General features: G+C 56.3%; 24 protein-coding genes and 1 tRNA gene. 11 read left to right on the top strand and 14 right to left on the bottom strand.

The genetic code is table 11. From position 1 onward, the window contains the following. From dptF to SOM48_RS08120, 3 genes are all read right to left on the bottom strand, one after another. Positions 1–1,650, bottom strand: a complete 1,650-nt coding sequence (gene dptF / locus SOM48_RS08130) for a DNA phosphorothioation-dependent restriction protein DptF (RefSeq protein WP_320511759.1) — start codon at positions 1,648–1,650, stop codon at positions 1–3. A 391-nt stretch (positions 1,651–2,041) separates the two neighbouring features. Further along, positions 2,042–2,126 (bottom strand) — tRNA-Leu (locus SOM48_RS08125). 183 nt (positions 2,127–2,309) lie between these two features. After that, the gene (locus SOM48_RS08120) at positions 2,310–2,762 is read right to left on the bottom strand and encodes a lysozyme (protein ID WP_094422773.1); all 453 of its coding nucleotides are present in this window, start codon (positions 2,760–2,762) and stop codon (positions 2,310–2,312) included. 248 nt (positions 2,763–3,010) lie between these two features. Between SOM48_RS08120 and ahr the strand changes: the two genes are divergently transcribed. Further along, positions 3,011–4,030 carry an NADPH-dependent aldehyde reductase Ahr gene (gene ahr / locus SOM48_RS08115; protein WP_023480305.1) on the top strand — a complete coding sequence of 340 codons (1,020 nt, stop codon included), beginning with the start codon at positions 3,011–3,013 and terminating at the stop codon, positions 4,028–4,030. Positions 4,031–4,202: 172 nt separating this feature from the next. Here the strand turns inward: ahr and SOM48_RS08110 are convergent, their stop codons facing one another. From SOM48_RS08110 to SOM48_RS08090, 5 genes are all read right to left on the bottom strand, one after another. Continuing rightward, the gene (locus tag SOM48_RS08110; protein WP_320511758.1) at positions 4,203–5,840 is read right to left on the bottom strand and encodes a dihydroxyacetone kinase subunit DhaK; all 1,638 of its coding nucleotides are present in this window, start codon (positions 5,838–5,840) and stop codon (positions 4,203–4,205) included. 86 nt (positions 5,841–5,926) lie between these two features. Further along, positions 5,927–6,418, bottom strand: coding sequence for a hypothetical protein (locus SOM48_RS08105; protein WP_320511757.1), 492 nt, complete (start codon positions 6,416–6,418; stop codon positions 5,927–5,929). Between the two features lie 50 nt (positions 6,419–6,468). Continuing rightward, positions 6,469–7,554 (bottom strand): LPS export ABC transporter permease LptG, encoded by a 1,086-nt coding sequence (gene lptG / locus SOM48_RS08100; protein WP_042714001.1) that lies wholly within the window; start codon positions 7,552–7,554, stop codon positions 6,469–6,471. Then, a complete protein-coding gene (gene lptF, locus SOM48_RS08095; protein ID WP_054804011.1) occupies positions 7,554–8,654 on the bottom strand; it encodes an LPS export ABC transporter permease LptF in 1,101 nt (366 codons plus the stop codon). The genes lptG and lptF overlap by 1 nt, the downstream gene beginning before the upstream one ends. 63 nt (positions 8,655–8,717) lie before the next feature. Continuing rightward, the gene (locus tag SOM48_RS08090) at positions 8,718–8,768 is read right to left on the bottom strand and encodes a hypothetical protein (RefSeq protein ID WP_216848985.1); all 51 of its coding nucleotides are present in this window, start codon (positions 8,766–8,768) and stop codon (positions 8,718–8,720) included. Between the two features lie 153 nt (positions 8,769–8,921). On the opposite strand from SOM48_RS08090, the gene pepA reads away from it, so the two are divergent. The 3 genes from pepA to SOM48_RS08075 all read left to right on the top strand — a co-directional run bounded on the left by pepA (position 8,922) and on the right by SOM48_RS08075 (position 13,851). Further along, positions 8,922–10,433 carry a leucyl aminopeptidase gene (pepA, locus tag SOM48_RS08085; protein WP_023480432.1) on the top strand — a complete coding sequence of 504 codons (1,512 nt, stop codon included), beginning with the start codon at positions 8,922–8,924 and terminating at the stop codon, positions 10,431–10,433. Positions 10,434–10,552: 119 nt separating this feature from the next. After that, on the top strand, positions 10,553–10,996 hold the full coding sequence (gene holC / locus SOM48_RS08080) for a DNA polymerase III subunit chi (RefSeq protein WP_124970281.1): 444 nt from the start codon (positions 10,553–10,555) through the stop codon (positions 10,994–10,996). Further along, positions 10,996–13,851 carry a valine--tRNA ligase gene (locus SOM48_RS08075; protein WP_139966746.1) on the top strand — a complete coding sequence of 952 codons (2,856 nt, stop codon included), beginning with the start codon at positions 10,996–10,998 and terminating at the stop codon, positions 13,849–13,851. The genes holC and SOM48_RS08075 overlap by 1 nt, the downstream gene beginning before the upstream one ends. A 119-nt stretch (positions 13,852–13,970) precedes the next feature. Here the strand turns inward: SOM48_RS08075 and SOM48_RS08070 are convergent, their stop codons facing one another. After that, positions 13,971–15,173 carry a YjgN family protein gene (locus SOM48_RS08070; protein WP_139569588.1) on the bottom strand — a complete coding sequence of 401 codons (1,203 nt, stop codon included), beginning with the start codon at positions 15,171–15,173 and terminating at the stop codon, positions 13,971–13,973. 191 nt (positions 15,174–15,364) lie between these two features. Between SOM48_RS08070 and SOM48_RS08065 the strand changes: the two genes are divergently transcribed. Next, on the top strand, positions 15,365–15,868 hold the full coding sequence (locus SOM48_RS08065; protein ID WP_139569587.1) for a GNAT family N-acetyltransferase: 504 nt from the start codon (positions 15,365–15,367) through the stop codon (positions 15,866–15,868). A gap of 28 nt (positions 15,869–15,896) precedes the next feature. Here the strand turns inward: SOM48_RS08065 and SOM48_RS08060 are convergent, their stop codons facing one another. Genes SOM48_RS08060 through rraB form a run of 3 tightly spaced genes read right to left on the bottom strand, consistent with a single transcriptional unit; the run spans position 15,897 to position 17,969 of the window. Beyond that, positions 15,897–16,718, bottom strand: coding sequence for a topoisomerase II (locus SOM48_RS08060; RefSeq protein ID WP_320511756.1), 822 nt, complete (start codon positions 16,716–16,718; stop codon positions 15,897–15,899). Between the two features lie 20 nt (positions 16,719–16,738). Next, positions 16,739–17,497, bottom strand: coding sequence for a tRNA isopentenyl-2-thiomethyl-A-37 hydroxylase MiaE (miaE, locus tag SOM48_RS08055; protein ID WP_128483761.1), 759 nt, complete (start codon positions 17,495–17,497; stop codon positions 16,739–16,741). A gap of 46 nt (positions 17,498–17,543) precedes the next feature. After that, the gene (gene rraB / locus SOM48_RS08050) at positions 17,544–17,969 is read right to left on the bottom strand and encodes a ribonuclease E inhibitor RraB (RefSeq protein WP_023480438.1); all 426 of its coding nucleotides are present in this window, start codon (positions 17,967–17,969) and stop codon (positions 17,544–17,546) included. A 98-nt stretch (positions 17,970–18,067) separates the two neighbouring features. Here rraB and argL point away from each other — a divergent pair, with 98 nt between their 5' ends. Further along, positions 18,068–18,163 carry a putative translational regulatory protein ArgL gene (gene argL, locus SOM48_RS22670; RefSeq protein WP_225975695.1) on the top strand — a complete coding sequence of 32 codons (96 nt, stop codon included), beginning with the start codon at positions 18,068–18,070 and terminating at the stop codon, positions 18,161–18,163. Next, entirely contained in the window at positions 18,133–19,137 is a 1,005-nt protein-coding gene (gene argF, locus SOM48_RS08045; protein ID WP_042714033.1) for an ornithine carbamoyltransferase, read from the top strand. The genes argL and argF overlap by 31 nt, the downstream gene beginning before the upstream one ends. Before the next feature lie 35 nt (positions 19,138–19,172). Here the strand turns inward: argF and SOM48_RS08040 are convergent, their stop codons facing one another. Then, entirely contained in the window at positions 19,173–19,625 is a 453-nt protein-coding gene (locus SOM48_RS08040; RefSeq protein WP_320511755.1) for a YhcH/YjgK/YiaL family protein, read from the bottom strand. A 240-nt stretch (positions 19,626–19,865) separates the two neighbouring features. Here SOM48_RS08040 and SOM48_RS08035 point away from each other — a divergent pair, with 240 nt between their 5' ends. From SOM48_RS08035 to ridA, 4 genes are all read left to right on the top strand, one after another. Then, positions 19,866–20,012 (top strand): pyrBI operon leader peptide, encoded by a 147-nt coding sequence (locus SOM48_RS08035; protein ID WP_223284269.1) that lies wholly within the window; start codon positions 19,866–19,868, stop codon positions 20,010–20,012. Beyond that, the gene (pyrB, locus tag SOM48_RS08030) at positions 20,005–20,940 is read left to right on the top strand and encodes an aspartate carbamoyltransferase (protein ID WP_023480227.1); all 936 of its coding nucleotides are present in this window, start codon (positions 20,005–20,007) and stop codon (positions 20,938–20,940) included. Before SOM48_RS08035 ends, pyrB begins: the two co-directional genes overlap by 8 nt. A 13-nt stretch (positions 20,941–20,953) precedes the next feature. Beyond that, a complete protein-coding gene (gene pyrI, locus SOM48_RS08025) occupies positions 20,954–21,415 on the top strand; it encodes an aspartate carbamoyltransferase regulatory subunit (protein WP_023480436.1) in 462 nt (153 codons plus the stop codon). Between the two features lie 75 nt (positions 21,416–21,490). Further along, complete coding sequence (ridA, locus tag SOM48_RS08020) at positions 21,491–21,877, top strand: 2-iminobutanoate/2-iminopropanoate deaminase (RefSeq protein WP_023480382.1); 387 nt, start codon at positions 21,491–21,493, stop codon at positions 21,875–21,877. A 265-nt stretch (positions 21,878–22,142) separates the two neighbouring features. Here the strand turns inward: ridA and mgtA are convergent, their stop codons facing one another. Beyond that, the gene (gene mgtA, locus SOM48_RS08015) at positions 22,143–24,851 is read right to left on the bottom strand and encodes a magnesium-translocating P-type ATPase (RefSeq protein WP_320511754.1); all 2,709 of its coding nucleotides are present in this window, start codon (positions 24,849–24,851) and stop codon (positions 22,143–22,145) included. Between the last annotated feature and the right edge of the window lie 119 nt (positions 24,852–24,970).

The following is a 24,970-nucleotide window of genomic DNA, read 5'->3' as shown; positions in this document are numbered from 1 at the left end:
TTATCCCTCTAAGCCGCTAACAGTAATCATATCTTCATACCCTTTTACTCTATAAACTTTGTACCTACCGTCATAAAATTTTATTTCGCGACTCGTTTTAGCATGCTCAGCGATTAGCTCAATTATCTCATCTAATAATACAATCGCATTTTTATCATATTTATTAGGACGATAACCATTATTTAGTTTTCGTATTAATTCAAAAAGATTCAGACCTATGCGAACTGGTTTAATTTTATGCTCAGCAACTTTTATATAAACGTCAAAGCAAGTTGAATTAACTGTATTTTTATTCAGGATAGCATCCCAATCAGGCATCAATTCAACTGGGACAGTAACTTTTATCCCACCGTATTCGCCTAAGAAAAACTCTTCCTTTTGCATAGTCAACTCAGGGGCTTTGCGATTGGCATATCGTTGTATTCCAGCTATAAGTTCGAAGGAATAAAAACGATTGAGCTTTTTCTTTTGCTCTGAGTCGCCAGTGTAATTTTTGTGCAGATGCCAGACCTCGGAATAATGCTCTAATAATGGCTCTCCAAAAAATACAGCAAATTTTTTATGATAATTATTCCCTATATCCTCATCTTTTAACAACCAAAACAACCGAATCAACGATGCTGCATCACCCCGTTTAATGTCATCACGGCTAAATCTAATGTGTAAAGGAATAAGTGAAATCAAAAATTCATCCAGTTCAGAATCGATTAATCCAAGCTCATAACGCAAGACAAATTGATCAAGTTCATAATTATGTATCCTGACAGGATCAAACTCAGAGAGTTTGTTTATGAGTTCATTTTCAACACCCTTAAATAAGTTGTCGAATAAATACCCCGGGCCTGTCAATAAATGATGAACAAAGTCTAGTAAAGTTCTGGTATTAACGAATTGATCCTTGATTAGCCTGGCCTTAAATAATTGTGTTATTAACACATCCTGAACGCCTGGCATGCATAACAATTTATAATTCGCTACTTCTTTAAGGTCAGGACTCCTTGCTTCATCGCTGCGAAAAATAAACTGGAATAAATTTTTATCATCATCACGCGTTAAGTTTTCAAGCAATGATTTTATGAATGCTGAATACTTTTTCTCTTCTGAAAATTGAAATTTTGGATAACGTTCAAAATCAAAGAATGTGCAGTTTTCGTTCCGGTAAGGTCGTGTTACGCCCTGAGGAGACGATAAAAAAGCATCTATGGCAGACTTGACTTTATCATGGGCGTCATCACCCTCTCTTGAAAAATTAGCCAGCATGCCGGTATTAATACCGATCAAGAGAGGAGGCGCATCATGAGCATGGCTGCTAAACAGATCATTTAGAGCATCAATGGCCGACTGGCGAGGGGAGAAGCTGTGAGTAGCATCCAGATGAAAATGAAAGCGCTCTCGATAATGAGGAATTGCCTTGAGGCGCGTCAATATCTCTGACTTTCCATCACCACTACTACCACATAAAAAAATGATTTCTCCATCATCTGCTCGATCAAGATATCGTTGCAAATCGGATTCAATTTCCTGTTGAACAAAGAGTTGTTCCTTCAGTTTATCGAACTCATCTTTCTTACGCTCGGTGACAGTGGTAACGGAAAAGGAAGATGATTTTGCGAGTACATTCAAGGCGTTACGTAAAGTTATTGCGCCCATAACAACATTGTCCCTGGCAAAAAATGATAACCATTTTATATAAATGTGAGCTTTAACTCCACCCAGCAATGTATATTTGAAGTGACATATCACGCATATTTATATCTTACAGTCAGCTTTGGCTTATCAGTGCCTACTATTTTAAGGGGGGAACGCATCCTTCTTGGATATATACTATTTCGCCAGATGACTATCACACGTTAGATATGTCTTAGAACCCAATATCGATTCGATTTTATTTACGTTGCAGCGCCGTATCTGAACTAAAGCGAAATCATGCTTACAAGTAATAAAATCGGCGGTATGAAGAGCAAGAAGTTTGAAGAAACAGCAAGAAAATGCAGATTTCAGAAACAAAAAAACCGCTTCAAAGCGGCTTTTTTGCATCTTTTGGTGCCGAAGGCCGGACTCGAACCGGCACGTATTTCTACGGTTGATTTTGAATCAACTGCGTCTACCGATTTCGCCACTCCGGCACGGAAGGGGATGCGGAAACGTGTTGGATTATACCTGCCATCGAGGGCTATGCAAGTCACTATCCTGCAGCCCTCTGCTAAGTGATGAAAAAAACAGCGTAATGGCAAACTGCTGCGCCTGCCTCTTTAACCCGGCGGCATATCTTTTGCACGCGAACATCACAAATAATTGGCCTCCTCAGGCTAACCCACCCGCAAAAACAGCGCCCGCTCCGCTTCGCGCCGCCGGGTCAGGCCGGGCAGCACTCTGCCGCCCGCTTTGTTCCAGCGCAGAAACTGGTCGGCGGCTTGGGTATATTCGCCCTGATTTAACAGCTTGAGCAGCGTCGAGCTCTGCAAGTTCCCGGCGCCAAGGTTGAAGGTAAACGACACCAGCGCGTCGAACTGATCCTGGTCGAGATCGACCGTCACCAGCCGGTGCACGCCGCGCTCGCTCGTCTGCAAATCCTTGCGCAGCAGCGCATCCGCCTCCGCTTCGGTAATCGGGCGGGGAAAGTTCTCGTTCGGCAGGATCAGGTGCCCGTAGCCGATGGTCCACTTGCCAACGGCATCGCGATACTTCTCGAGCCGTAGTCCTTCAAAGGATTTGATTAATGCGACGCCAGCATCGCCGGTGTGTTGCGGTTGATTCGCCATCATCGTTGCTCCTGTAGAGAGAGAATGGCGCTGAGCGTTGACTGCGCGTTGCGCCCTTATTTGAGGATGGTTCGGACACATCGTGTTGCAAAGTCGCCACGGCTTAATAGACGGATGGAAAATCCTAAAAAACGCGGCTTTCAGAGCAATCGCTTAACGAAACGGGCGGTATGCACAGCCGCAGGCTGCCAGAGCGGCGGCAGATGCCCTACACTTCAAGCGTCTCCCTCAACATAAAGGAATCCGTGATGAGCATCATCAAAAACTACGCCGCGCCACAGGCTGGCGCCGAGCTTGAGCTTCAGGAATACGATGCAGGCCCGCTGGCGGCTGAAGATGTTGAAGTCGCCGTGGATTATTGCGGGATCTGCCACTCTGACCTGTCGATGATCGACAACGAATGGGGCTTCTCCCAGTATCCGCTGGTTGCCGGGCATGAAGTGATTGGCCACGTGGTGGCACTGGGTGACGCCGCGCAGAACAAAGGGCTGAAAGTGGGCCAGCGCGTTGGTATCGGCTGGACAGCGCACAGCTGCGGCCACTGCGACGCCTGTATCGACGGCAACCAGATCAACTGCCTGGAAGGCGCAGTGCCGACCATTCTGAACCGCGGCGGCTTCGCCGATAAAATCCGCGCCGGCTGGCAGTGGGTGATTCCCCTGCCGGACAGCATTGATATTGAAACCGCCGGTCCGCTGCTATGCGGCGGCATTACCGTCTTTAAACCGCTGCTGATGCACAATATCACCGCGACCAGCCGCGTTGGTGTGATCGGTATTGGCGGTCTGGGCCATATCGCCATCAAACTGCTGCGCGCGATGGGCTGCGAAGTGACGGCCTTCAGCTCGAACCCGGCAAAAGAGGCGGAAGTGCGTCTGATGGGCGCAGATTATGTAGTGAACAGCCGCGATCCGGAAGCGCTGAAAGCGCGCGCCGGTCAGTATGATCTGATCATCAACACCGTTAACGTCGATCTTGACTGGCTGCCCTTCTTCGAAGCGCTGGCGCACGGCGGCCATTTCCACACCGTTGGTGCCGTGATGAAGCCGCTGGAAGTGCCGGCCTTTACGCTGATTGGCGGCGATCGCAGCGTCTCCGGTTCCGCAACCGGTACGCCGTACGAGTTGCGTAAGCTGATGAAGTTTGCCGGTCGTGCGAAGGTTGCGCCAACCATCGAGATGTTCCCGATGTCGCAGATCAACGAAGCGTTGCAGCATGTGCGCGACGGTAAAGCGCGTTACCGCGTAGTGTTGAAAGCGGATTTTTAAGCCGTTCAGCCCGGTGAGCGTTAATGCCGCCGGGCAGGTTTAAGGCCGGACGGCGCGTTGTTGAGCGTGCGAGTTAAATGCCGGATGGCGGCTTCGCCTTATCCGGCCTACGCGGTTTCAGCGACATATGCTCTACGGCAACTGTGCCCGGTTAACCACCGGGCACCTCTTCCTATTTCCCTATCGCGGCAAACACTTCGGCAATCGCTACTGCGCCGGGATCGGTCACGCCCTCGAGGTTCTCACTGTTGACGTAAGATGAACGCCCCGCGCCCGCTTTCTGCATGGTGGCGGTGCTCTCTGCCCCTTTCTGCGCGGCATCGATGGCAGCGCCTAATCCGCGATCGCGCAAGGCTTCCAGCGCCGGTTGTAGCGCATCGATCAGCGTGCGGTCGCCGAGATCCGCCCCGCCATAGTGTTTCATCTGCTTTAACCCCAGCAGCAGCGCGTCGGGCAACGGCGTGGCGTTGTGCACCGCCTGGCCTGCGGCGGTAAAGAAGATCGACATCAGCACGCCGCTGGAGCCGCCCATCACCGTGGCCAGCCGCTCGCCAATCAGTTGCAGCAACTGCGCGGTGTTGTTCAGCGGCAGCGCGTTCTGCTCCAGCAGGCGCTTAATTTCGCGTGCGCCTTCGGCAAAGGTCGAGCCGGTATCGCCATCGCCCACTTTCGCATCCAGCGCGTTGAGGCGGTTCTCCAGGTCGATCAGCGTCTGCGCCGCGGTGCCGACCAGCGCTTTTACCTGCGGGTTATCGGAAGGCTCAATCTCCAGCCCGGTGTAAACGGCTTTGTGTGGCTGGGTTTTCATCGGCGCGAAGGCGACCGGTTTCTGCCAGCCGACGGTCTGCACTTCGGCGCAGAGCGCCTGCTCAAACTCATCCGTTAAACGCAGCAGCGAAAGGGAGAAGCCTTTCATATCGAGCGAACTGACCAGCGGCGCGGGGCCAATCAGGTAGGCCAGTTGATCTTTCAGCGCCGAATGGGCCAGCTCTTTGGTCAGCAGCGCCATCTCCAGCGCCGAAACGCCGCCGAGGTTGTTGATCAGCACCGCCACGCGATCGTTGCCCACCGCCGCGCGCAGCGGTTCGACCAGCGTATCGATCAGTGATTTACTGTTGTGGGTCTCAAGGGTACTCGCACCCGGCTCGCCGTGAATGCCGAGGCCAAGCTCAACGTGGCCCTGCTGAATGCGCCCCTCTTCGCTGTCACTGCCCGGCAGATTGCAGCTCTCCATCGCCAGCCCGAGACTGTAGACGTTGTCGCAGGCCTGCTGGGCGAGGTCGCGCACTTCGCTCAGGGATTTGCCCTGCTCTGCGGCGTAACCGGCAATTTTATGCACCAGCGCCGTGCCGGCGATGCCGCGCGGCTGTTTGTTATCGGGCAGCGCGATGTCATCGGCGACAATCACCATCTCCACTTTCAGGCCGTAGCGCTTGGCCTTCTCGGCGGCGAGGCCGAAGTTGAGCCGGTCGCCGGTGTAGTTTTTGACAATCAGCAGGCAGCCGCGATCGCCGGTCACCGCCACAATGGCGTTCAGCACCGCGTCTACGCTCGGTGAAGCAAAGAGATCGCCGCAGACGGCGGCGGTGAGCATGCCTTTACCGACAAACCCGGCGTGGGCCGGCTCATGGCCGGAGCCGCCGCCGGAGATAACCGCTACGCGGCTTTTATCCCAGTCGGCGCGGGCGACGATGCGGATCGCCGGATCGCTCTCAAGGCGTACAAGGTTGCCATGCGGGGCGGAGATCACCAGCCCTTCGATGGCGTCGTTGACCAGCTGTTTGCGGTCGTTGAAAAAGAATCTGGACATAATCTTCCGGGAGTGTAGTGAAACATCCCTCAAGCATAGCCCGCACCGGGCGCAGCGGGGCAAAGACCAGATTTTACTGAAAGGTATCAGGGCGTGGTGCGGCCAAAACCGGCGTGGTAACCGTGGGTATTACGAAGTTTGTCGAGGCGGTTGCCCTGCCAGAAGGTCATAGCAATCGCCAGCAGCAGCAGGCCGCCATGCAGGTACATCGCAAGGTGCGTATCGAGGAGGAAAAACCCGGCAATCACTGGCAGCAGCGCGCTCATCCAGAGCTGATCGAGCAGGGTCTCCGCCGCGTTAAAGCGTGCCAGCACGCGATCCGCCTGCGCCTCTTCGGGCGAGCCGCGGCGCACCGTACCAACGGCTTGCGCCAGCGCAGCGGCACGGCGGATAAGCCACTGTACCAGCAGCAGCGCCAGCACGACCACGGCGGCTTCAAAGGCCAGCAGCGCGCTGTCGCCCACAGAAGAGGTCAGCCACTGCCCGCTCAATACGGCCATGGTGAAAAGGGCGTTGAGGATGCCGAACAGCAGTGCGGTAGAGAAACGGAGGGCAAAGCGCCTGGCGAGGGACAACATCGTGTGCTCCTTGCAAAAAAGAAGAGAGGCCGCAGCCTCTCTCTTGGGATTTACTGGCTCTTGCGTGACATTAGCCACAGGCTCAGCAGGAAGAAGGATGCGCTTGGCAGCAGCGCCCCGACCACTGGCGGAATGCCGTAGACCAGCGTCAGCGGGCCGAAAATCTGATCCAGCACGTAGAAGACAAAGCCGAAGCTGATGCCGGTGATGACGCGCACGCCCATTGCCACGCTACGCAGCGGGCCGAAGATAAACGACAGCGCCATCAGCATCATCACCGCCACGGAGAGCGGCTGGAAGATCTTGCTCCACATATTGAGCTGGTAACGCCCGGCGTCCTGGCCACTCGATTTCAGGTACTTCACGTAGTTGTGCAGGCCGCTGATGGAGAGCGCATCGGGATCGAGCGCCACCACGCCGAGCTTGTCCGGCGTCAGGTTGGTTTTCCAGGTCCCGGTAACGGTCTGCGAGCCGGTCACCTGTTTCGGATCGGTCAGGTTAGACTCGTCGACCTGCGACAGATTCCAGATTTTGTGCTCGGCGTCGAACTTCGCCGACGCGGCATAGCGCACCGACTGCAAACGGCGCTCTTTATTGAACGCATAGATACTGACGCCACCCAGCTCGGTGTCGCTCTTCACGCGTTCAATGTAAACAAAGTTACTGCCATCTTTCGCCCACAGGCCAGACTGGGTCGAGAGCAGCGAGCCGCCGTACATCGACTGTGCACGCTGGTTACGTGCCATCTGCTCGCCCTGCGGCGCAACCCACTCGCCAATCGCCATGGTCAGCAGCACCAGCGGGATCGCGGTTTTCATCACCGCCAGCGCAACCTGCATACGGGTGAAGCCAGAGGCCTGCATTACCACCAGCTCGCTGCGCTGTGCCAGCATGCCGAGGCCGAGTAGTGCGCCAAGCAGCGCCGCCATCGGGAAGAAGATCTGGATATCTTTCGGCATGCTGAGCAGAGTATAGAGACCTGCGCCGAGGGCATCGTAGCTCCCCTGCCCGGCCTTTTTCAGCTGGTCGACAAACTTGATGATGCCCGAGAGCGACACCAGCATGAACAGAGTCATCATGATGGTGGTAAAAATGGTTTTACCGATATAGCGGTCGAGAACGCCAAAAGCCTGCATTATACCGCTCCTCTACGGGTAAAACGGGCACGAACCCGGCGCATCGGCACCGTATCCCACAGGTTCAGCACCACGGCCAGCGCCAGATAGAGCAGGTTAACCGCCCACATCCAGATCATCGGGTCGAGCTTCCCTTTCGCGCCATTGGAGCGCAGGGTGGTCTGCAACAGGAAGAAGATGAGATAGAGCAGCATTGCCGGCAGCATCGAGAGCACGCGGCCCTGACGCGGGTTGACCACGCTCAGCGGAACCACCATCAGCGCCATCATCACCACGGCGAAAATCAGCGTTAAACGCCAGTGCAGCTCGGCGCTGGCGCGCGGGTTGTCAGTATTGAACAGCGTACGCATGTTCATCTGCTCGGTATCCGTCGGATCAAGCGCCACGGCCTGATGACCAATAACGGCCTGGTAGTTCTGGAAATCGGTAATGCGGAAGTCGCGCAGCATCGCAGTGCCTTCAAAGCGCGTACCGCTGTTGAGGGTCACTACCTGCGAACCATCTTTATGCTGGGAGAGCTGCCCGGAGTCCGCCAGCACCACAGAAGGACGGGCGTTGCCTTTTGGACGCAGCTGGGCAAGGAAGACATTGGTGAAGTTCTTACCGTCCACGCCTTCGATAAAGAGCACCGAGTTGCCATCCGTCGCCTGCTGGAACTGGCCCTGCGCCAGCGCAGCCATGCCGGGGTTGGCTTTGGCATCAGCCAAAACCTGATCCTGATGGCGCGAAGACCACGGCCCGGCCCACATCACGTTGACCGCCGCCACGACACCGGTAAACAGCGCCAGCACCAGTGCCGCTTTCACCAGCACCGCCCGGCTCAGGCCGCAGGCGTGCATCACCGTAATTTCACTTTCTGTATAAAGTTTACCCAGCGTCATCAACAGACCCAGGAAGAGGCTCAGCGGCAGGATAAGCTGCGCCATCTCTGGCACGCCAAGCCCGAGCAGAGAGAGAACGAGGTTCGTGGGGATTTCGCCGTCAGCGGCTGCGCCTAAAATCCTGACCAATTTCTGACAAAAGAAAATCAGAAGCAGGATGAATAGGATTGCAAGCTGGCTTTTCAGCGTCTCCCGCACCAGATATCTTGTGATTATCACTTTAATTACGCCCGTAAAAACCAGTCTTTTTCCTGGAAAATCGCTTGTTTCATGGCTTAAACGTCATTTATTCTCTTGAGTCGTCGAAATGATCGCTAAGATTAATATACTCAGCGGATACGTGCGTGAGACCCGATTCTGACGTGCCGAAACCGCAGTAACGTTAAGATTAACACGAAGTCACCGCAACAGCGGACCTGAGTTACGAAAGCTTGCAATTCTATCCGTAGCCGCCGCCGTTGTCTTTAAGATTCAGGAGCGTAGTGCATGGAGTTCAGTGTAAAAAGCGGTAGCCCGGAGAAACAGCGGAGCGCCTGCATCGTTGTTGGCGTCTTTGAACCGCGCCGGCTCTCTCCGATTGCCGAGCAGCTGGATAAAATCAGCGACGGTTATATCAGTGCGCTGCTGCGTCGCGGCGAACTGGAAGGCAAGCCGGGTCAAACCCTGCTGCTGCACCATGTGCCAAATGTGCTTTCCGAACGTATTTTGCTTATTGGTTGCGGAAAAGAGCGTGAATTGGATGAGCGTCAGTACAAGCAGGTCATTCAGAAAACGATAAATACGCTGAATGATACCGGCTCGATGGAAGCGGTCTGCTTCCTGACCGAACTGCACGTTAAAGGGCGTAACACCTACTGGAAAGTGCGCCAGGCCGTTGAGACGGCGAAAGAGACGCTCTATAGCTTCGATCAGCTGAAGACCACCAAAAGCGAGCCGCGTCGCCCGCTGCGTAAAATGGTCTTCAACGTGCCGACCCGTCGCGAGCTGACCAGCGGCGAACGCGCCATTCAGCATGGTCTGGCGATCTCCGCCGGTATCAAAGCGGCGAAAGATCTCGGCAATATGCCGCCAAATATCTGTAACCCGGCCTATCTCGCCTCTCACGCGCGCCAGCTGGCGGACTCCTACAGCAAAAACGTCACCACCCGCGTGATTGGCGAACAGCAGATGCGCGAGCTGGGCATGTGCTCCTACCTCGCCGTCGGTCAGGGTTCGCAGAACGAATCCCTGATGTCGGTGATTGAGTACAAAGGCAACCCGTCTGAAGATGCGCGCCCGATTGTGCTGGTCGGCAAAGGGCTGACCTTTGACTCCGGCGGTATCTCGCTCAAGCCTGGCGAAGGCATGGATGAGATGAAGTACGACATGTGCGGCGCGGCGGCAGTGTATGGCGTGATGCGCATGGTTGCTGAACTGCAACTGCCGATCAACGTCACCGGCGTGCTGGCGGGCTGTGAAAACATGCCTGGCGGACGCGCGTACCGTCCGGGCGACGTGCTCACCACCATGTCCGGTCAGACGGTCGAAGTGTTGAACACCGACGCCGAAGGCCGCCTGGTGCTGTGCGATGTGCTGACCTACGTTGAGCGTTTCGAGCCGGAAGCAGTGATCGACGTGGCAACGCTAACCGGTGCCTGCGTGATTGCGCTGGGCCACCACATTACCGGTCTGCTGTCGAACCACAATCCGCTGGCCCATGAGCTGATTGGCGCGTCTGAGCAGGCGGGCGATCGCGCATGGCGTCTGCCGATGAGCGATGAGTATCAGGAGCAGTTAGAGTCCAATTTTGCGGATATGGCGAATATCGGCGGCCGTCCTGGTGGTGCCATCACCGCAGGCTGCTTCCTCGCGCGCTTTACCCGCAAGTACAATTGGGCGCACCTGGATATCGCCGGTACCGCGTGGCGTTCCGGTAAAGCGAAAGGCGCCACCGGGCGTCCGGTCGCCATGCTGTCGCAGTTCCTGCTCAATCGCGCCGGATTTAACGGCGAAGAGTAACATGTGACTTTGTGCGCCGGATGGCGGCTGCGCCTTATCCGGCCTACAAAACAGCGTAGGCCCGGTAAGCGTAGCGCCACCGGGCTTTGCATTTAAAACCTCAACCAAAAGCCCCATATATGAAAAATGCGACGTTCTATCTTCTCGACAATGACAACACTGCGGATGGCTTAAGCGCCGTCGAGCAGCTGGTGTGTGAGATTGCCGCAGAACGTTGGCGTCATGGCAAACGCGTGCTGATCGCCTGCGTCGATGAGCAGCAGGCCATTCGTCTTGATGAAGCGCTGTGGGCGCGACCGGCGGAGAGTTTTGTGCCGCACAACCTGGCCGGTGAAGGCCCGCGCGGCGGTGCGCCGGTCGAGATTGCCTGGCCGGCGAAACGTAACAGCAGCCCGCGCGACATCTTGATCAGCCTGCGCGCGGAATTTGCAGATTTTGCCACCGCTTTCACAGAAGTGATAGACTTCGTCCCTCACGAAGACTCTCTGAAACAACTGGCTCGCGAACGCTATAAAGCCTACCGCGTGGCCGGTTTTAACCTGAACACGGCAACCTGGAAATAATGGAAAAGACATACAACCCCAAAGATATCGAACAGCCGCTGTACGAGCAGTGGGAAAAGCAGGGCTATTTCAAACCGAACGGTGATGAAAGCCAGGAAAGCTTCTGCATCATGATCCCGCCGCCGAACGTCACCGGCAGTTTGCATATGGGCCACGCCTTCCAGCAGACCATCATGGACACCATGATCCGCTACCAGCGCATGCAGGGGAAAAACACCCTCTGGCAGGCCGGTACTGACCACGCGGGTATCGCCACCCAGATGGTGGTGGAGCGTAAGATTGCCGCTGAAGAGGGTAAAACCCGCCACGATTACGGCCGCGACGCCTTTATCGACAAAATCTGGCAGTGGAAAGCGGAATCCGGCGGTACCATTACCCGCCAGATGCGCCGTCTCGGCAACTCCGTGGACTGGGAGCGCGAGCGCTTCACCATGGATGAAGGCCTCTCCAATGCCGTGAAAGAGGTGTTCGTCCGTCTCTACAAAGAGGATCTGATTTACCGTGGCAAACGCCTGGTGAACTGGGACCCGAAACTGCGCACCGCCATCTCCGATCTGGAAGTGGAAAACCGCGAGTCTAAAGGCTCGATGTGGCACATCCGCTACCCGCTGGCTGACGGCGCAAAAACCGCCGACGGTAAAGATTACCTGGTGGTTGCTACTACCCGTCCGGAAACCCTGCTCGGCGATACCGGCGTAGCGGTAAACCCGGAAGATCCGCGCTACAAAGATCTGATTGGCAAATTCGTGCTGCTGCCGCTGGTTAACCGCCGCATTCCGATTGTTGGCGACGAACACGCCGATATGGAAAAAGGCACCGGCTGCGTGAAGATCACCCCAGCGCACGACTTTAACGACTACGAAGTGGGCCGTCGTCACGCCCTGCCAATGATCAACATTCTGACCTTCGACGGTGATATTCGTGAAAGCGCAGAAGTGTATGACACCAAAGGCAATGAATCCGACGTCTACGCCAGCGATATCCCGGCTGAGTTCCAGAAGCTGGAGCGCTTTGCCGCGCGTAAAGCGATCGTTGCTGCCGTTGACGCCCTTGGCCTGCTGGAAGAGATCAAACCGCACGACCTGACCGTTCCGTATGGCGATCGCGGCGGCGTGGTAATCGAACCGATGCTCACCGATCAGTGGTACGTGCGCGCCGATGTGCTGGCGAAACCGGCCGTTGAAGCGGTCGAGAACGGCGATATCCAGTTCGTGCCGAAGCAGTATGAAAACATGTACTTCTCCTGGATGCGCGACATTCAGGACTGGTGTATCTCCCGCCAGCTGTGGTGGGGCCACCGCATTCCGGCGTGGTACGACAACGACGGCAACGTCTACGTTGGCCGCAGCGAAGAGGAAGTGCGCCAGGAGAACAGCCTCTCTGCGGATGTCGCGCTGCGCCAGGACGACGACGTGCTCGACACGTGGTTCTCTTCCGCGCTGTGGACCTTCTCTACCCTCGGCTGGCCGGAAAACACCGACGCGCTGCGTCAGTTCCACCCGACCAGCGTGATGGTGAGCGGCTTCGACATCATCTTCTTCTGGATCGCGCGCATGATCATGATGACCATGCACTTCATCAAAGATGAGAACGGCAAACCGCAGGTGCCGTTCAAGACCGTCTATATGACGGGTCTTATCCGCGATGACGAAGGGCAGAAGATGTCGAAATCGAAAGGCAACGTTATCGATCCGCTGGATATGGTTGACGGTATTTCGCTGCCGGATCTGCTGGAAAAACGCACCGGTAACATGATGCAGCCGCAGCTGGCGGAAAAAATCCGCAAGCGCACCGAGAAGCAGTTCCCGGACGGCATCGAGCCGCATGGCACCGACGCCCTGCGTTTCACCCTCGCAGCACTGGCCTCTACCGGCCGTGATATCAACTGGGATATGAAGCGCCTCGAAGGTTACCGTAACTTCTGTAACAAGCTGTGGAACGCCAGCCGCTTTGTGCTGATGAACACCGAAGAGCAGGATTGCGGCTTCAACGGCGGCGAAATGGTGCTGTCGCTGGCGGATCGCTGGATCCTCGCCGAGTTCAACCAGACCATCAAAGCCTACCGCGATGCGCTGGACAGCTACCGCTTCGATATTGCAGCCGGCATTCTCTATGAGTTCACCTGGAACCAGTTCTGCGACTGGTATCTGGAGCTGACCAAGCCGGTGATGAACGGCGGTTCCGAAGCCGAGCTGCGCGGCACGCGCAACACGCTGGTAACGGTGCTGGAAGGTCTGCTGCGCCTGGCGCACCCGATCATTCCGTTTATCACTGAAACCATCTGGCAGCGCGTGAAAGTGCTGAAAGGTATTGATGCCGATACCATCATGCTGCAACCGTTCCCGAGCTTTGACGCCGCCCAGGTGGATGAGCAGGCCGTGGCCGATACCGAGTGGCTGAAGCAGGCGATCGTTGCGGTGCGTAATATCCGCGCCGAGATGAACATCGCGCCGGGTAAACCGCTTGAGCTGCTGCTGCGCAGCGCCAGCCCTGAAGCGCAGCGTCGCGTAAACGACAACCTGAGCTTCCTGAAGACTCTGGCGCGTCTGGAGAGCATCACACTGCTCTCTGCCGACGAGAAAGGGCCGGTTTCCGTCACCAAGATCGTTGATGGCGCTGAGCTGCTGATCCCGATGGCCGGTCTTATCGACAAAGAGGCCGAGCTGGCGCGTCTGGCGAAAGAGGTGGCGAAGGTTGAGCAGGAGATTGGCCGCATCGAGAGCAAGCTGGGTAACGAAGGCTTTGTTGCCCGCGCGCCGGAAGCAGTGATTGCCAAAGAGCGTGAGAAGCTCGACGGCTATGCGCAGACCAAAGCGAAGCTGATTGAGCAGCAGGCGGTTATCGCCGCGCTGTAATGTTCAGCACGAAAAAAAGCCGGGCATCGCGCCCGGCTTTTTTATTGGCTGCGGGATAACTCCCGCTGCTTTTGTAGGCCGGATAAGGCGTAGCCGCCATCCGGCACTTTCTACCGAACTTAAATCGCCGCCGGATAGAACGACAAACCACGCGCCAGCAGGTTAGCCGGATCTTTCGCCGGCTGAACGCCGTGATCTTCCAGCGTCAGCGCTTCCAGGTTGCCATGCACATGGGTATTTTCCAGCAGGTAGCGGGTCATACGCACTTTCGCCCACGGCCACGCCAGGAACAGCGTCACCAGGCACACCGCCATATTACTGATGGCGATCCACAGCATGCGCCCAACGGTCACCGTGGAAGAGAAGCGAATATCCCCTTCCAGCGCCAGCTGGCTGTAGAGGTAAGCGCGCAGCTTCACGAAAGCAAAGGTAAAGCAGATAATCGCGCCGAGAATATAGATCAGGTAGGTCAGCATGATTTTGCCGTACATCGGCCCCATCATCATCGCCATCTGCTCCGGATCGCCCTGCAGTAAATAGGCAGACTGCATCAGTTCAATCATCGCCGGCACAATCAATACCATCACCAGCGCGATAAACGGAATAAACAGCAGCATCGACAGCAGCACAATACCGATGCATTTTTTCATTGAGAAACTGCCGGAGAATTTTAATTTGCCGTACTGCAAATTATTCGCCAGCATGCCATACCACTGCGCGGCAAATACGCCCTGCATCACGCCAATACCCAGCAATACGGCCAGCGATCCCACGATGCTCACCGTAACAATGGCGCTAATTGAGCCGCTGCTTGCCGCCATGGTCGCGAAGATAGAGAAAATAATCCCCACGCCAACCATAATCAGCAGCGGGCAGCCCATCATCACCCACCACGCGCGCAGCGGGCTGGCGTAAAAGTTAAAGCGCACGCCGTTAATCTCGGTCATCAGCATCTGATAACGCAGACCCTGCGTAATTAACCATGGGAAGAAGAGAATAAATAAACCCATCATGCAGAGTTGCAGAATAACGTTCCCATGTACCACGTTAATTAAAAAAATCACATACAGCGCCAGCAGGCAGAGCCAGCCAACAAAAATGGAGCTGCCGGTCGCGTGGTAAGAGAAACGAGCCCCCTCCAGATCGGTGTTTTCGTAGAAATAACGACGCGCGCGAATTAACGCCCACGGTAAATAAATCCCCAGCGTTATTAAGGTCAGCAGAATATTAACCAGCCAAACAACGAAATAGCCTTTCCCGCTACCCTGAAAGCGGAAATGGCGCACGGGAGCCGCCACAGAAGCATGAATGTCGGAAGTCATAACAATCCTTATTGTAAAAAAGAGGTGCTAACGGAGTTAACCACAGCAATATTGCTTAAGAATTATCTCCACTGTGCAGTGTAAATACCTTACGGTCAAAAAAATAGCGCCCAATATTCCTGGTCTTGCCAGATGGGCCCTGTAGTGGTATTAACCAGGATCCCCGAAAAAGCAACAGACAGAGTGCGAAAATGAATGTAACCGCGCCGGTAGAGGTCAAAATGCGCCGCATTGCCGCGACAGATAATGCGGCTATCGCCTCGGTGATCCGTCAGGTGTCAGCCGAATATGGCCTGACGGCTGATAAAGGCTACACCGTTGCCGATCCTGAACTGGACGAGCTTTATCAGTTATATAGCCGCGAAGGCTGCGCTTACTGGGTCGTTGAATTGAACGGCGAGGTGGTGGGCGGCGGCGGCGTGGCGCCATTGAAGTGCAGCGAGCCGGATATCTGCGAACTGCAAAAGATGTATTTTCTGCCCTGCGCGCGCGGCAAGGGGCTGGCGAAAAAGCTGGCGCTGATGGCGCTCGATCACGCGAAAAAAAGCGGCTTCACGCGCTGCTATTTAGAGACCACCGCCTTTTTAACCGACGCCATCGGTCTGTATGAGCACCTGGGGTTTGCGCATATCGACGGCCCGCTGGGCTGCACCGGGCACGTCGATTGCGAAGTGCGGATGTTAAAAACGCTCTAATCAAGTGCGGGCGCATCGGCCCGCGCCATCACTGCTCTTCCGACGCCAGCACCAGCCGTACAATCGCGGCGGCTTTCTGCGGCGGTAGCGCCAGTACATCACCCCAAAGCTGTTGCAGCATATCGCAGACCAGCTTCTCTTTGCCGATGGCATTTTGCGGCGCATCCAGCAGTTGCAGATCCTGACCATACTTCTGCGCCATCGGCTGCACCACCATGGCGACATCCCGCTGCGCATTGGCCCGCTCTTCGGCTGTCACGGTGTGTTTATTGGGCCCGTAAGAGGCGTTGAGCATGGCGGCTTCGGTATCGAGGCGGCGTTTTAACATCTCCGGGGAGATAAAGCGCACCGGGTTGATGCCCCCTTTTACCGCCGGGTATTGAAAGCGGAAGCAGGCATCATCGCTCTTGGCCTGAATTTCGGCGGCCTGCTCCATCATCACGCGCATTTCGGCGACCACCAGATCGTCCGGCGCAAACTGCAAACGCTGCATCTGCACCGCGAGGATCTGCGGCTGAATGGCGTCGATCACCTTCTGCTCATTCGCTCCCTCTTTCATCATCACCATCACCTGGGCGCGCAGTTTCGCCATCAGGGCGGGATCGTGTTCGGCGATAAATTTCCACGCCGGGACCTGCTGCACCGTCGCGTCAAACTTCTCATCCGCGGTCTGGGCTAAATTCTCTCCCTGCAAATATTTAATGTCGATCACGTTCCACAGGGCGATAAACACCACCACCAGCACGATCGCGCTTCCTTTGCTCAGCCACCCTTTTTTACGCAGCAGGCTGGCGACCACGGCGATCGCCATCCCGGCGTAGCCCGCCATCAGGATATGTGTCCAGTTCATTATTTTCCTTTGATCTCAAATCAGGCCGGTACGCCGCTGTGAAAACGGAACTCCGTATCCGGTGAGCTAATCAGCGCCGCTTCCACTTCGCCGAAATGGCGCACACGCGGCGCAATATCGGTGGCCGAAATCTGCTGCGCCAGCGCGAGGTAATCCTGGTAGTGGCGCGCTTCGGAACGCAGGAGCGACAGGTAAAATTTTTGCAAATCCGCGTCAAGACACGGCGCAAGCGCGGCGAAGCGTTCGCAGGAGCGCGCTTCGATATAGGCACCGCAAATTAATTTATCGACCAGAGTCAGCGGTTCATGAGTGCGAACTTCTTTCAGCATCCCTTTGGCATAACGGCTGGCGGTAATTTTGACATAGGGAATATTGCGGGCGAGCATCGCTTCGCGCACCTGCCAGAAGTGGTGCAGCTCCTCTTTGATCAGCAGCACCATGCTGTCGATCAGCGCCTGGCCCCAGGCATCATCGGTCTGTGGCATCACGCTTTTGCCGATCTGCTTATGCAGGGCGACAAAGTCCGGCTCAGGGCCTTCGCGGAAGGTAAATGCTTCATAGGGCTTCAGCCAGGCCAGCAGCGCTTCTGAGCCGGTTTTATCGGCAACATAGCGGCGCACCAGCAGCATGGCGGTTTGGGCAGCCTTCAGTTCGCAGACCAGATGATCGGTGAGCAGCAGCGGCAGCATCTCGGGCTGACGGGCTTTTTCTATCCAGGCGGTGGGAGTGGGGCAGTGCAGAAAAGCGCGAACCGGGGCGAGTAGTTGCGGGTAATCCATGGCATTTCCTTGCTTTGCGGCAGCATGGCGCTGCCGCAACGTTCACTTAGTGACGGACACCGTCATCTTCTTCGTCAACGTAATCTTCGTCGTCTTCGTCGTCGCCCTCTTCGCCGTTCGGGTCTTCGTAGTACGTGCCCCAACCGTCGTACTCAACGTCGAATTTCTCTGCCAGATTGATCAGCTGCTCAACCTGCGCGTCGATCAGATCGGCATTCAGCGCGCTTTCGCTCAGCACGTCGCAGCAGATGACCACTTCGCCCTCTTCCAGCTCCAGCTCTTCCGGCTCGGTCACTTCGTAGCCGAGTTTGAAGGCTTCAACGGCCGCTTTTTCCAGCGTTTCGAAATCATCTGCCGACAGGTGATGCTCAATGGTGTAGAGCGCATCAGGATCGCTGCCATCTTCCAGCAACTCTTCAATAATCAAACGCGTCTCTTCGCGCTGCTCTTCCAGGTGTTCCGGGTTTGCCATGGGTCGTTCCTCATCAAAGTGGCAGATACTCTTATTGTCACACACCGCCGCCGTTGCCTCCACTCTTCGCCGAAAAGATTTATCCATCAGGGTTGCAAATGAATATTCATCCATATAGATTGAATTTTAATTCAATAAGTGGCGTTCGCCATGCGAGGAAAAAATGTCACCTTTTTACCAGAAACATTTTCTGAAACTGCTCGATTTTACCCCTGCTGAAATCCACGCTCTGCTGCAACTTGCCGCGCAACTCAAATCAGATAAGAAAAAAGGCCAGGAAGTCCAGAAGCTTACCGGCAAAAACATCGCGCTCATCTTCGAAAAAGACTCTACCCGCACACGATGCTCTTTCGAAGTTGCCGCTTACGATCAGGGCGCTCGCGTCACCTACCTCGGCCCAAGCGGTAGTCAAATCGGGCATAAAGAGTCAATTAAAGATACCGCGCGGGTACTGGGCCGGATGTATGACGGCATTCAGTATCGCGGCTATGGCCAGGAGATTGTTGAAACCCTGGCGCGCTTCGCGGGCGTGCCGGTGTGGAACGGCTTAACCGATGAGTTTCACCCCACGCAGCTGCTGGCGGATCTGCTCACCATGCGCGAGCACCTGCCGGGCAAAGCCTTTAACCAGATGACGCTGGTTTATGCAGGCGATGCGCGTAACAACATGGGCAACTCGATGCTGGAAGCCGCCGCGCTAGTGGGCCTCGATTTACGCCTTGTAGCACCGAAAGCCTGCTGGCCGGAGGCGAGCCTGGTGGCGGAGTGCCAGGCGCAGGCGGTGAAAAACGGCGGCAATATTCTGCTGACCGAAGATGTCGCCGTCGGCGTGAAAGATGCGGACTTTATCTACACCGATGTCTGGGTATCGATGGGTGAAGCGAAAGAGAAGTGGGCAGAGCGCATCGCCCTGCTGCGTCCTTACCAGGTCAACAGCAAAATGCTGTCGCTGACCGGCAACCCGCAGGTGAAGTTTCTCCACTGTCTGCCGGCATTTCATGACGATCAGACCGCGCTTGGCAAGCAGATGGCGCAGGAGTTCGGCCTGCACGGCGGGATGGAAGTGACGGATGAAGTGTTTGAATCACGGGCAAGCGTGGTGTTTGATCAGGCGGAAAACCGCATGCACACCATCAAAGCGGTGATGGTCGCCACGCTCAGCGAGTAAGGCGTTTCCCCTCTCCTCGCAGAGAGGGGGAGCAATCAGGCCACCAGCAGCTTAACCACCACTTTGCGCACCTGCGCCGGTGCGTTGACCGCGCAGAGCGGTTTATGCACTTCGCCAGGATAGAAGACGACAAAATCTCCTGCGCTCAGCACCACGGTTTTCTCCTGCTCGCCCTGCGGCAAAAAGGCGATATCTTTATCCGCCAGCCAGTCGGTATCCGGCGCGCCCGCAGGCTGCGTGCTGAAGGTCATCCCCTCTTCGCCTTTTAAAACGATCTGGATATCCAGATAGCGCGCGTGATACTCGGCGCGGCGCTCGGCAAAGGGCTGCGTCATATCTTCCGATACGAGGTAAAAGAGGCGGTTGCCATCGACATCGTGTTTGCCAACCGGCGTCGCTGCGGTCACATGCTGCTTGATATGCTCGATCGCCTGGCGCAGCTCTTCCGGCAGCCAGGGTTGTAGGTTGTGAATATTGCCAACGATCATTGCTAAACCCTCAATTAAAACAGCGTTTCATTTCCACCATTTATACGAGGATTCCCCCGCGCCTGCTACCCCTATCTGCCTGAGTTTTGCGTTAACGCATGTTTCAACGCTGGCGCGTAAGCGGCGTTTAAAACGCATTACTATTCATAGAGAACCGTTTGCACTGCGTAAAGTGTGCATCAAACGCTTGATCCGTGAAAACAGCTGCGTATAATCCGGGACAATTTGCCGGGAGGAAGCATGGTCCAGTGTGTTCGAGAGTCTCTCTTACCGCGTCTGAATACAGGCGCCGGCCTGCCGTTTTTCGCTCCCGTGGCTTACCCCATATCCAGCCCCTCTTTTGAGGGGCTTTTTTTTGCGCCGTCGTCAGGAGATAACCATGGCTAATCCGCTATATCAGAAACATATCATTTCCATAAACGATCTCAGCCGCGAAGAACTTGAACTGGTCCTCCACACGGCGGCGAGCCTGAAAGCCAACCCGCAGCCGGAGCTGCTGAAGCATAAAGTGATCGCCAGCTGCTTCTTTGAAGCCTCCACCCGCACGCGTCTATCTTTTGAAACCGCCATGCACCGCTTAGGCGCAAGCGTGGTCGGCTTCTCCGACAGCAGCAACACCTCGCTCGGCAAGAAGGGCGAAACGCTGGCGGACACCATTTCGGTGATTAGCACCTATGTCGATGCGATTGTGATGCGCCATCCGCAGGAGGGCGCGGCGCGCCTGGCGACGGAGTTCTCCGGCGGCATTCCAATCCTCAACGCCGGTGACGGTGCGAATCAGCATCCGACGCAGACGCTGCTGGATCTCTTCACCATTCAGGAGACCCAGGGCCGTCTGGAGAACCTTAATATCGCGATGGTGGGCGACCTGAAATATGGCCGTACCGTGCACTCGCTGGCGCAGGCGCTGGCGAAATTCAACGGCAACCGCTTCTACTTTATCGCCCCGGACGCGCTGGCAATGCCGCAGTACATCCTCGATATGCTGGATGAAAAAGGGATCGCCTGGAGCCTGCATGCCAGCATCGACGAGGTGATGGCCGAGGTCGATATTCTCTATATGACGCGCGTGCAGAAAGAGCGCCTCGATCCGTCAGAGTATGCCAACGTCAAAGCGCAGTTTGTGCTGCGCGCCGCCGACCTTGAGGGCGCGCGCAGCAATATGAAAGTGCTGCACCCGCTGCCGCGCGTCGATGAGATCACCACCGATGTCGATAAAACCCCGCACGCCTGGTACTTCCAGCAGGCCGGGAACGGTATTTACGCCCGCCAGGCGCTGCTGGCGCTGGTTCTGAATCGCGATTTGGCTCTGTAAGAGGGAAACGACAATGACGCATGACAACAAACTTCAGGTCGAAGCCATCAAACGTGGCACCGTGATTGACCATATTCCGGCGCGTATCGGCTTTAAGCTGCTGACGCTGTTCAAGCTGACGGAAACGGATCAGCGCATCACCATCGGCCTGAACCTGCCTTCCGGTGAAATGGGCCGTAAAGATCTGATTAAAATCGAGAATACCTTTCTGACCGACGAGCAGGTGAACCAGCTGGCGCTCTATGCGCCGCAGGCGACGGTGAACCGCATTGATGAGTATGAAGTGGTGGGCAAATCGCGCCCGAGCCTGCCTGAGCGCATCAGCGGCGTGCTGACCTGCCCGAACAGCAACTGTATCAGCCACGCCGAGCCGGTATCGTCGAGTTTTGCGGTGAAAAAGCGCGAAAACGACATCGCGCTGAAGTGCAAATATTGTGAAAAAGAGTTCTCGCACCACGTGGTGCTGGCTAACTAATTGCGGCTGGTAAAGCCGGGTGCCCTCCCTATAATGGATCGGCATCCCTTTTACCGCAGATTACAGGAGTGATTTATGACTAAAGTTATCGCTACGGAAAACGCGCCAGCCGCGATTGGTCCTTATGTGCAGGCCGTCGATCTTGGCAATATGATCCTGACTTCCGGTCAGATCCCGGTCGATCCGAAAACCGGCAGCGTGCCGGATGCGATCGATGCCCAGGCGCGCCAGTCGCTGGAGAACGTGAAAGCGATCGTTGAAGCGGCAGGTTTGACCGTGGGCGACATTGTGAAAACCACCGTTTTCGTCAAAGATCTCAACGATTTCGCCACCGTTAACGCCACCTACGAAGCCTTTTTCACCGAGCATAACGCCTCCTTCCCGGCGCGCTCCTGTGTCGAAGTGGCCCGTCTGCCGAAAGATGTGAAAATCGAAATCGAAGCCATCGCCGTTCGTCGTTAATGCCTTCAGCCGCCATCAGCGCTCCTGCCTGATGGCGGCTTCGCCTTATCAGGCCTACAAAACCAGACCACAAACCGCATTCCCGTAGGCCGGATAAGCAAAGCGCCATCCGGCAAACAGCCCGCACATCACCCTCCGACGCAATGCCTGATGGCGGCTTCGCCTTATCAGGCCTACGAAACTGCGCCTTTCAGGCTTGGAAAAACCCATGTCACTGAAACGGCGTAGGCCGGATAAGCGTAGCGCCATCCGGCACTTATCCGCGCTACTGCCAGCCATAGCGGCGGTAAAAGATCCCCTTCACGCACTGGGTCAGGATCATATACCCCGCGAGAATCGCCACCAGCCACGGGAAATACCCGAGCGGCAACGCCTGCAATTGCAGGTAACCCGCCAGCGGTGAGAAGGGCAGCGCAATGCCAACGCAAATGCCCATCAGCGTCATCGCCACCAGCGGCCAGGCGGGGCGGCTCTGAATAAACGGCACGCGGCGGGTGCGGATCATATGCACAATCAGCGTTTGCGACAGCACGCCCACCACAAACCAGCCGGACTGGAACAGGGTTTGCGCCTCCACCGTATTGGCCTTAAACACCCACCACATTACGGCGAAGGTAATAATGTCAAAAATGGAGCTGATCGGCCCGAAAAAGACCATAAAACGCCCGAGATCGGCCGGGTTCCAGCGCTGCGGCTTCGCGATCTGCTCCTCGTCGACGTTATCGAACGGGATCGCCACCTGCGACACATCATAAATCAGGTTCTGAATCAGCAAGTGCAGCGGCAGCATCGGCAAAAAGGGCAGAAATGCACTGGCCACCAGCACGCTAAAGACGTTCCCGAAGTTCGAGCTGGCGGTAATTTTGATGTACTTGAGCATATTGGCAAAGGTGCGACGCCCTTCGATTACCCCCTGCTCCAGCACCATCAGGCTCTTCTCCAGCAGGATGATATCCGCCGCTTCACGGGCGATATCGACCGCGCCATCCACCGAGATACCAATATCCGCCGCCCGCAGCGCAGGCGCATCATTAATGCCGTCGCCCATAAAGCCCACTACGTGCCCTTCGCGCTTCAGCAGGCGCACAATGCGCTCTTTGTGCATCGGCGTCAGGCGGGCAAACAGCGTCACATGCTGCGCCACGTGCGCCAGCTCGTTGTCGCTCATGCGTTCGATTTCACTGCCAATCAGCACATCCCCCACCGCTAAGCCCACTTCGTGACACACTTTGCCGGCGACCAGTTCGCTGTCGCCGGTAAGGATTTTGACGGTGATGCCACTGGCTTTCAGCGCCTTTAACGCCGGGGCGGTGCTCTCTTTCGGCGGATCGAGAAATGCGATATAGCCTTCGAGGATCAGATCCGACTCATCAATCCGCTGATAGTCACCGCTACGCGCGGGCAGATACTTGGTCGCCACCGCCACGACGCGCAATCCCTGGCGGTTAAGGGTGCTGGTGACGCGCTCAATGCGCCGTAGCATGCTGTTATCCAGCGGCACAATCTCACCGTTGTAGCGCACATGGCCGCAGACGCTGAGCATCTCGCTGAGCGCGCCTTTGCAAATCAGCTGATGGGCATCCGCATCCTGCGCTACCACCACCGACATGCGGCGGCGCTCGAAGTCAAAGGGGATCTCATCCACTTTGCGCCACTGTGTGGCAAGCGTCTGCGCCATCTCCGCCTCGACGCTCTCCAGCACCGCAGTATCGAGCAGGTTTTTCAGCCCGGTCTGGTAGTGGCTGTTGAGCCACGCGCAGTGCAGCACGCGCTCGCTCACTCTGCCGCTGATATCGGTGTGGTTCTCCAGCACGATTTTGTCCTGCGTCAGCGTGCCGGTTTTATCGGTGCAGAGAATATCCATCGCGCCAAAGTTCTGAATGGCGTCGAGGTGTTTCACAATCACTTTCTGTTTTGAGAGCTTCACCGCGCCGCGCGCCAGCGTCGAGGTGACAATCATCGGCAGCATCTCCGGCGTCAGCCCAACGGCGACAGAGAGGGCAAACAGCGCCGCTTCCCACCAGTCGCCTTTGGTAAAACCGTTAATCAGCAAGACGATGGGCGTCATCACCAGCATAAAGCGGATCAGCAGCAGGCTGACGCGACCGATCCCCTTCTGGAAGGCGTTGGGTTCGCTCTCCTGCTCGCCGACCCGGCTGGCGAGTTGCCCAAACCAGGTCTGGCCGCCGGTGGCAATCACCAACGCCTGCGCGGTGCCGCTCACCACATTGGTGCCCATAAAGCAGAGGGTGTCGCACTCCAGCGGGTTACTCTGCGCTACCTGACGGGTGATGGCGCTCTTCTCAACCGGCAGCGATTCGCCGGTCAGCGACGCCTGGGCGACAAAGAGATCCCGCGCCTGCACGATGCGCAGATCCGCCGGGATCATATCCCCGGCGGAGAGCTTGACGATATCGCCCGGCACCAGCTGATCGATCGGCAGCTCGCACCAGTCGCTCTCGCCACTATCACTCATCACGCGCCGCACCGTCGCGGTGTTGGTGACCATCGCTTTTAACGCATCTGCCGCTTTGGTCGAGCGCGCTTCCTGCAACCAGTTCAGCAAGGTGGAGATCGCCACCATCAGCGCGATCACCCCTGCGCCAAAGAGATCTTCCGAAGCATAAGAGATGATGCCGAGCACGGTGAGCAGCAGGTTGAACGGGTTGCGGTAGCAGAGCCAGAGATGCACCCACCACGGCGACGGTTTCTGCGCCGGAATCAGGTTCTCGCCGTGGATCTCCCGCGCCAGCCGCACCTCCTGCGCGTTTAACCCCTCCGGGTGGCTGTTAAAGGTTTCCCACAGCTGCGGCTGCTCCATCAGCGCTGTTTGCAGGCAGCGTTCACTCATTGAGGGCGGGATCTCGCCTTGGGTGGCGCTACGCACGCCGGGAAGCGGATCGCGCGTGACCAGGCGGCGCGGTAAGTGGCGGTTCAAGCGAGCAAAAAGCTGCCGGGTAAATGTTTTCAGCATAGCGATGTCCTTGCCCCCGCCTCACGCGGGTGCGTTAACTACGGGCGCGACAATGCCGCACCAGAAGGTGTTAATAACTCGGGCAGGGACGAGATGACGTCGCTGCCTTACGCATCCGG

The sequence above is a fragment of the Kosakonia sp. CFBP8986 genome (assembly GCF_034044935.1).
Lineage (GTDB): Bacteria > Pseudomonadota > Gammaproteobacteria > Enterobacterales > Enterobacteriaceae > Kosakonia > Kosakonia cowanii.
Note: the sequence above shows the minus strand (reverse complement) of the source record. Positions and strands in the feature narration are given on the sequence as shown.

Coding starts and splice junctions, on each gene's coding strand:
- dptF (WP_320511759.1), bottom strand. CDS start 1,650: ATGGGCGCAATAACTTTACGTAACGCCTTGAATGTACTCGCAAAATCA.
- SOM48_RS08060 (WP_320511756.1), bottom strand. CDS start 16,718: ATGAACTGGACACATATCCTGATGGCGGGCTACGCCGGGATGGCGATC.
- miaE (WP_128483761.1), bottom strand. CDS start 17,497: ATGGATTACCCGCAACTACTCGCCCCGGTTCGCGCTTTTCTGCACTGC.
- SOM48_RS08040 (WP_320511755.1), bottom strand. CDS start 19,625: ATGATCGTTGGCAATATTCACAACCTACAACCCTGGCTGCCGGAAGAG.
- pyrB (WP_023480227.1), top strand. CDS start 20,005: ATGGCTAATCCGCTATATCAGAAACATATCATTTCCATAAACGATCTC.
- SOM48_RS08105 (WP_320511757.1), bottom strand. CDS start 6,418: ATGTTGTCCCTCGCCAGGCGCTTTGCCCTCCGTTTCTCTACCGCACTG.
- pepA (WP_023480432.1), top strand. CDS start 8,922: ATGGAGTTCAGTGTAAAAAGCGGTAGCCCGGAGAAACAGCGGAGCGCC.
- mgtA (WP_320511754.1), bottom strand. CDS start 24,851: ATGCTGAAAACATTTACCCGGCAGCTTTTTGCTCGCTTGAACCGCCAC.
- ridA (WP_023480382.1), top strand. CDS start 21,491: ATGACTAAAGTTATCGCTACGGAAAACGCGCCAGCCGCGATTGGTCCT.
- SOM48_RS08075 (WP_139966746.1), top strand. CDS start 10,996: ATGGAAAAGACATACAACCCCAAAGATATCGAACAGCCGCTGTACGAG.
- ahr (WP_023480305.1), top strand. CDS start 3,011: ATGAGCATCATCAAAAACTACGCCGCGCCACAGGCTGGCGCCGAGCTT.
- pyrI (WP_023480436.1), top strand. CDS start 20,954: ATGACGCATGACAACAAACTTCAGGTCGAAGCCATCAAACGTGGCACC.
- SOM48_RS08120 (WP_094422773.1), bottom strand. CDS start 2,762: ATGGCGAATCAACCGCAACACACCGGCGATGCTGGCGTCGCATTAATC.
- SOM48_RS08065 (WP_139569587.1), top strand. CDS start 15,365: ATGAATGTAACCGCGCCGGTAGAGGTCAAAATGCGCCGCATTGCCGCG.
- argL (WP_225975695.1), top strand. CDS start 18,068: ATGAATATTCATCCATATAGATTGAATTTTAATTCAATAAGTGGCGTT.
- SOM48_RS08110 (WP_320511758.1), bottom strand. CDS start 5,840: ATGTCCAGATTCTTTTTCAACGACCGCAAACAGCTGGTCAACGACGCC.
- lptG (WP_042714001.1), bottom strand. CDS start 7,554: ATGCAGGCTTTTGGCGTTCTCGACCGCTATATCGGTAAAACCATTTTT.
- SOM48_RS08035 (WP_223284269.1), top strand. CDS start 19,866: ATGGTCCAGTGTGTTCGAGAGTCTCTCTTACCGCGTCTGAATACAGGC.
- SOM48_RS08070 (WP_139569588.1), bottom strand. CDS start 15,173: ATGACTTCCGACATTCATGCTTCTGTGGCGGCTCCCGTGCGCCATTTC.
- rraB (WP_023480438.1), bottom strand. CDS start 17,969: ATGGCAAACCCGGAACACCTGGAAGAGCAGCGCGAAGAGACGCGTTTG.
- holC (WP_124970281.1), top strand. CDS start 10,553: ATGAAAAATGCGACGTTCTATCTTCTCGACAATGACAACACTGCGGAT.
- argF (WP_042714033.1), top strand. CDS start 18,133: ATGTCACCTTTTTACCAGAAACATTTTCTGAAACTGCTCGATTTTACC.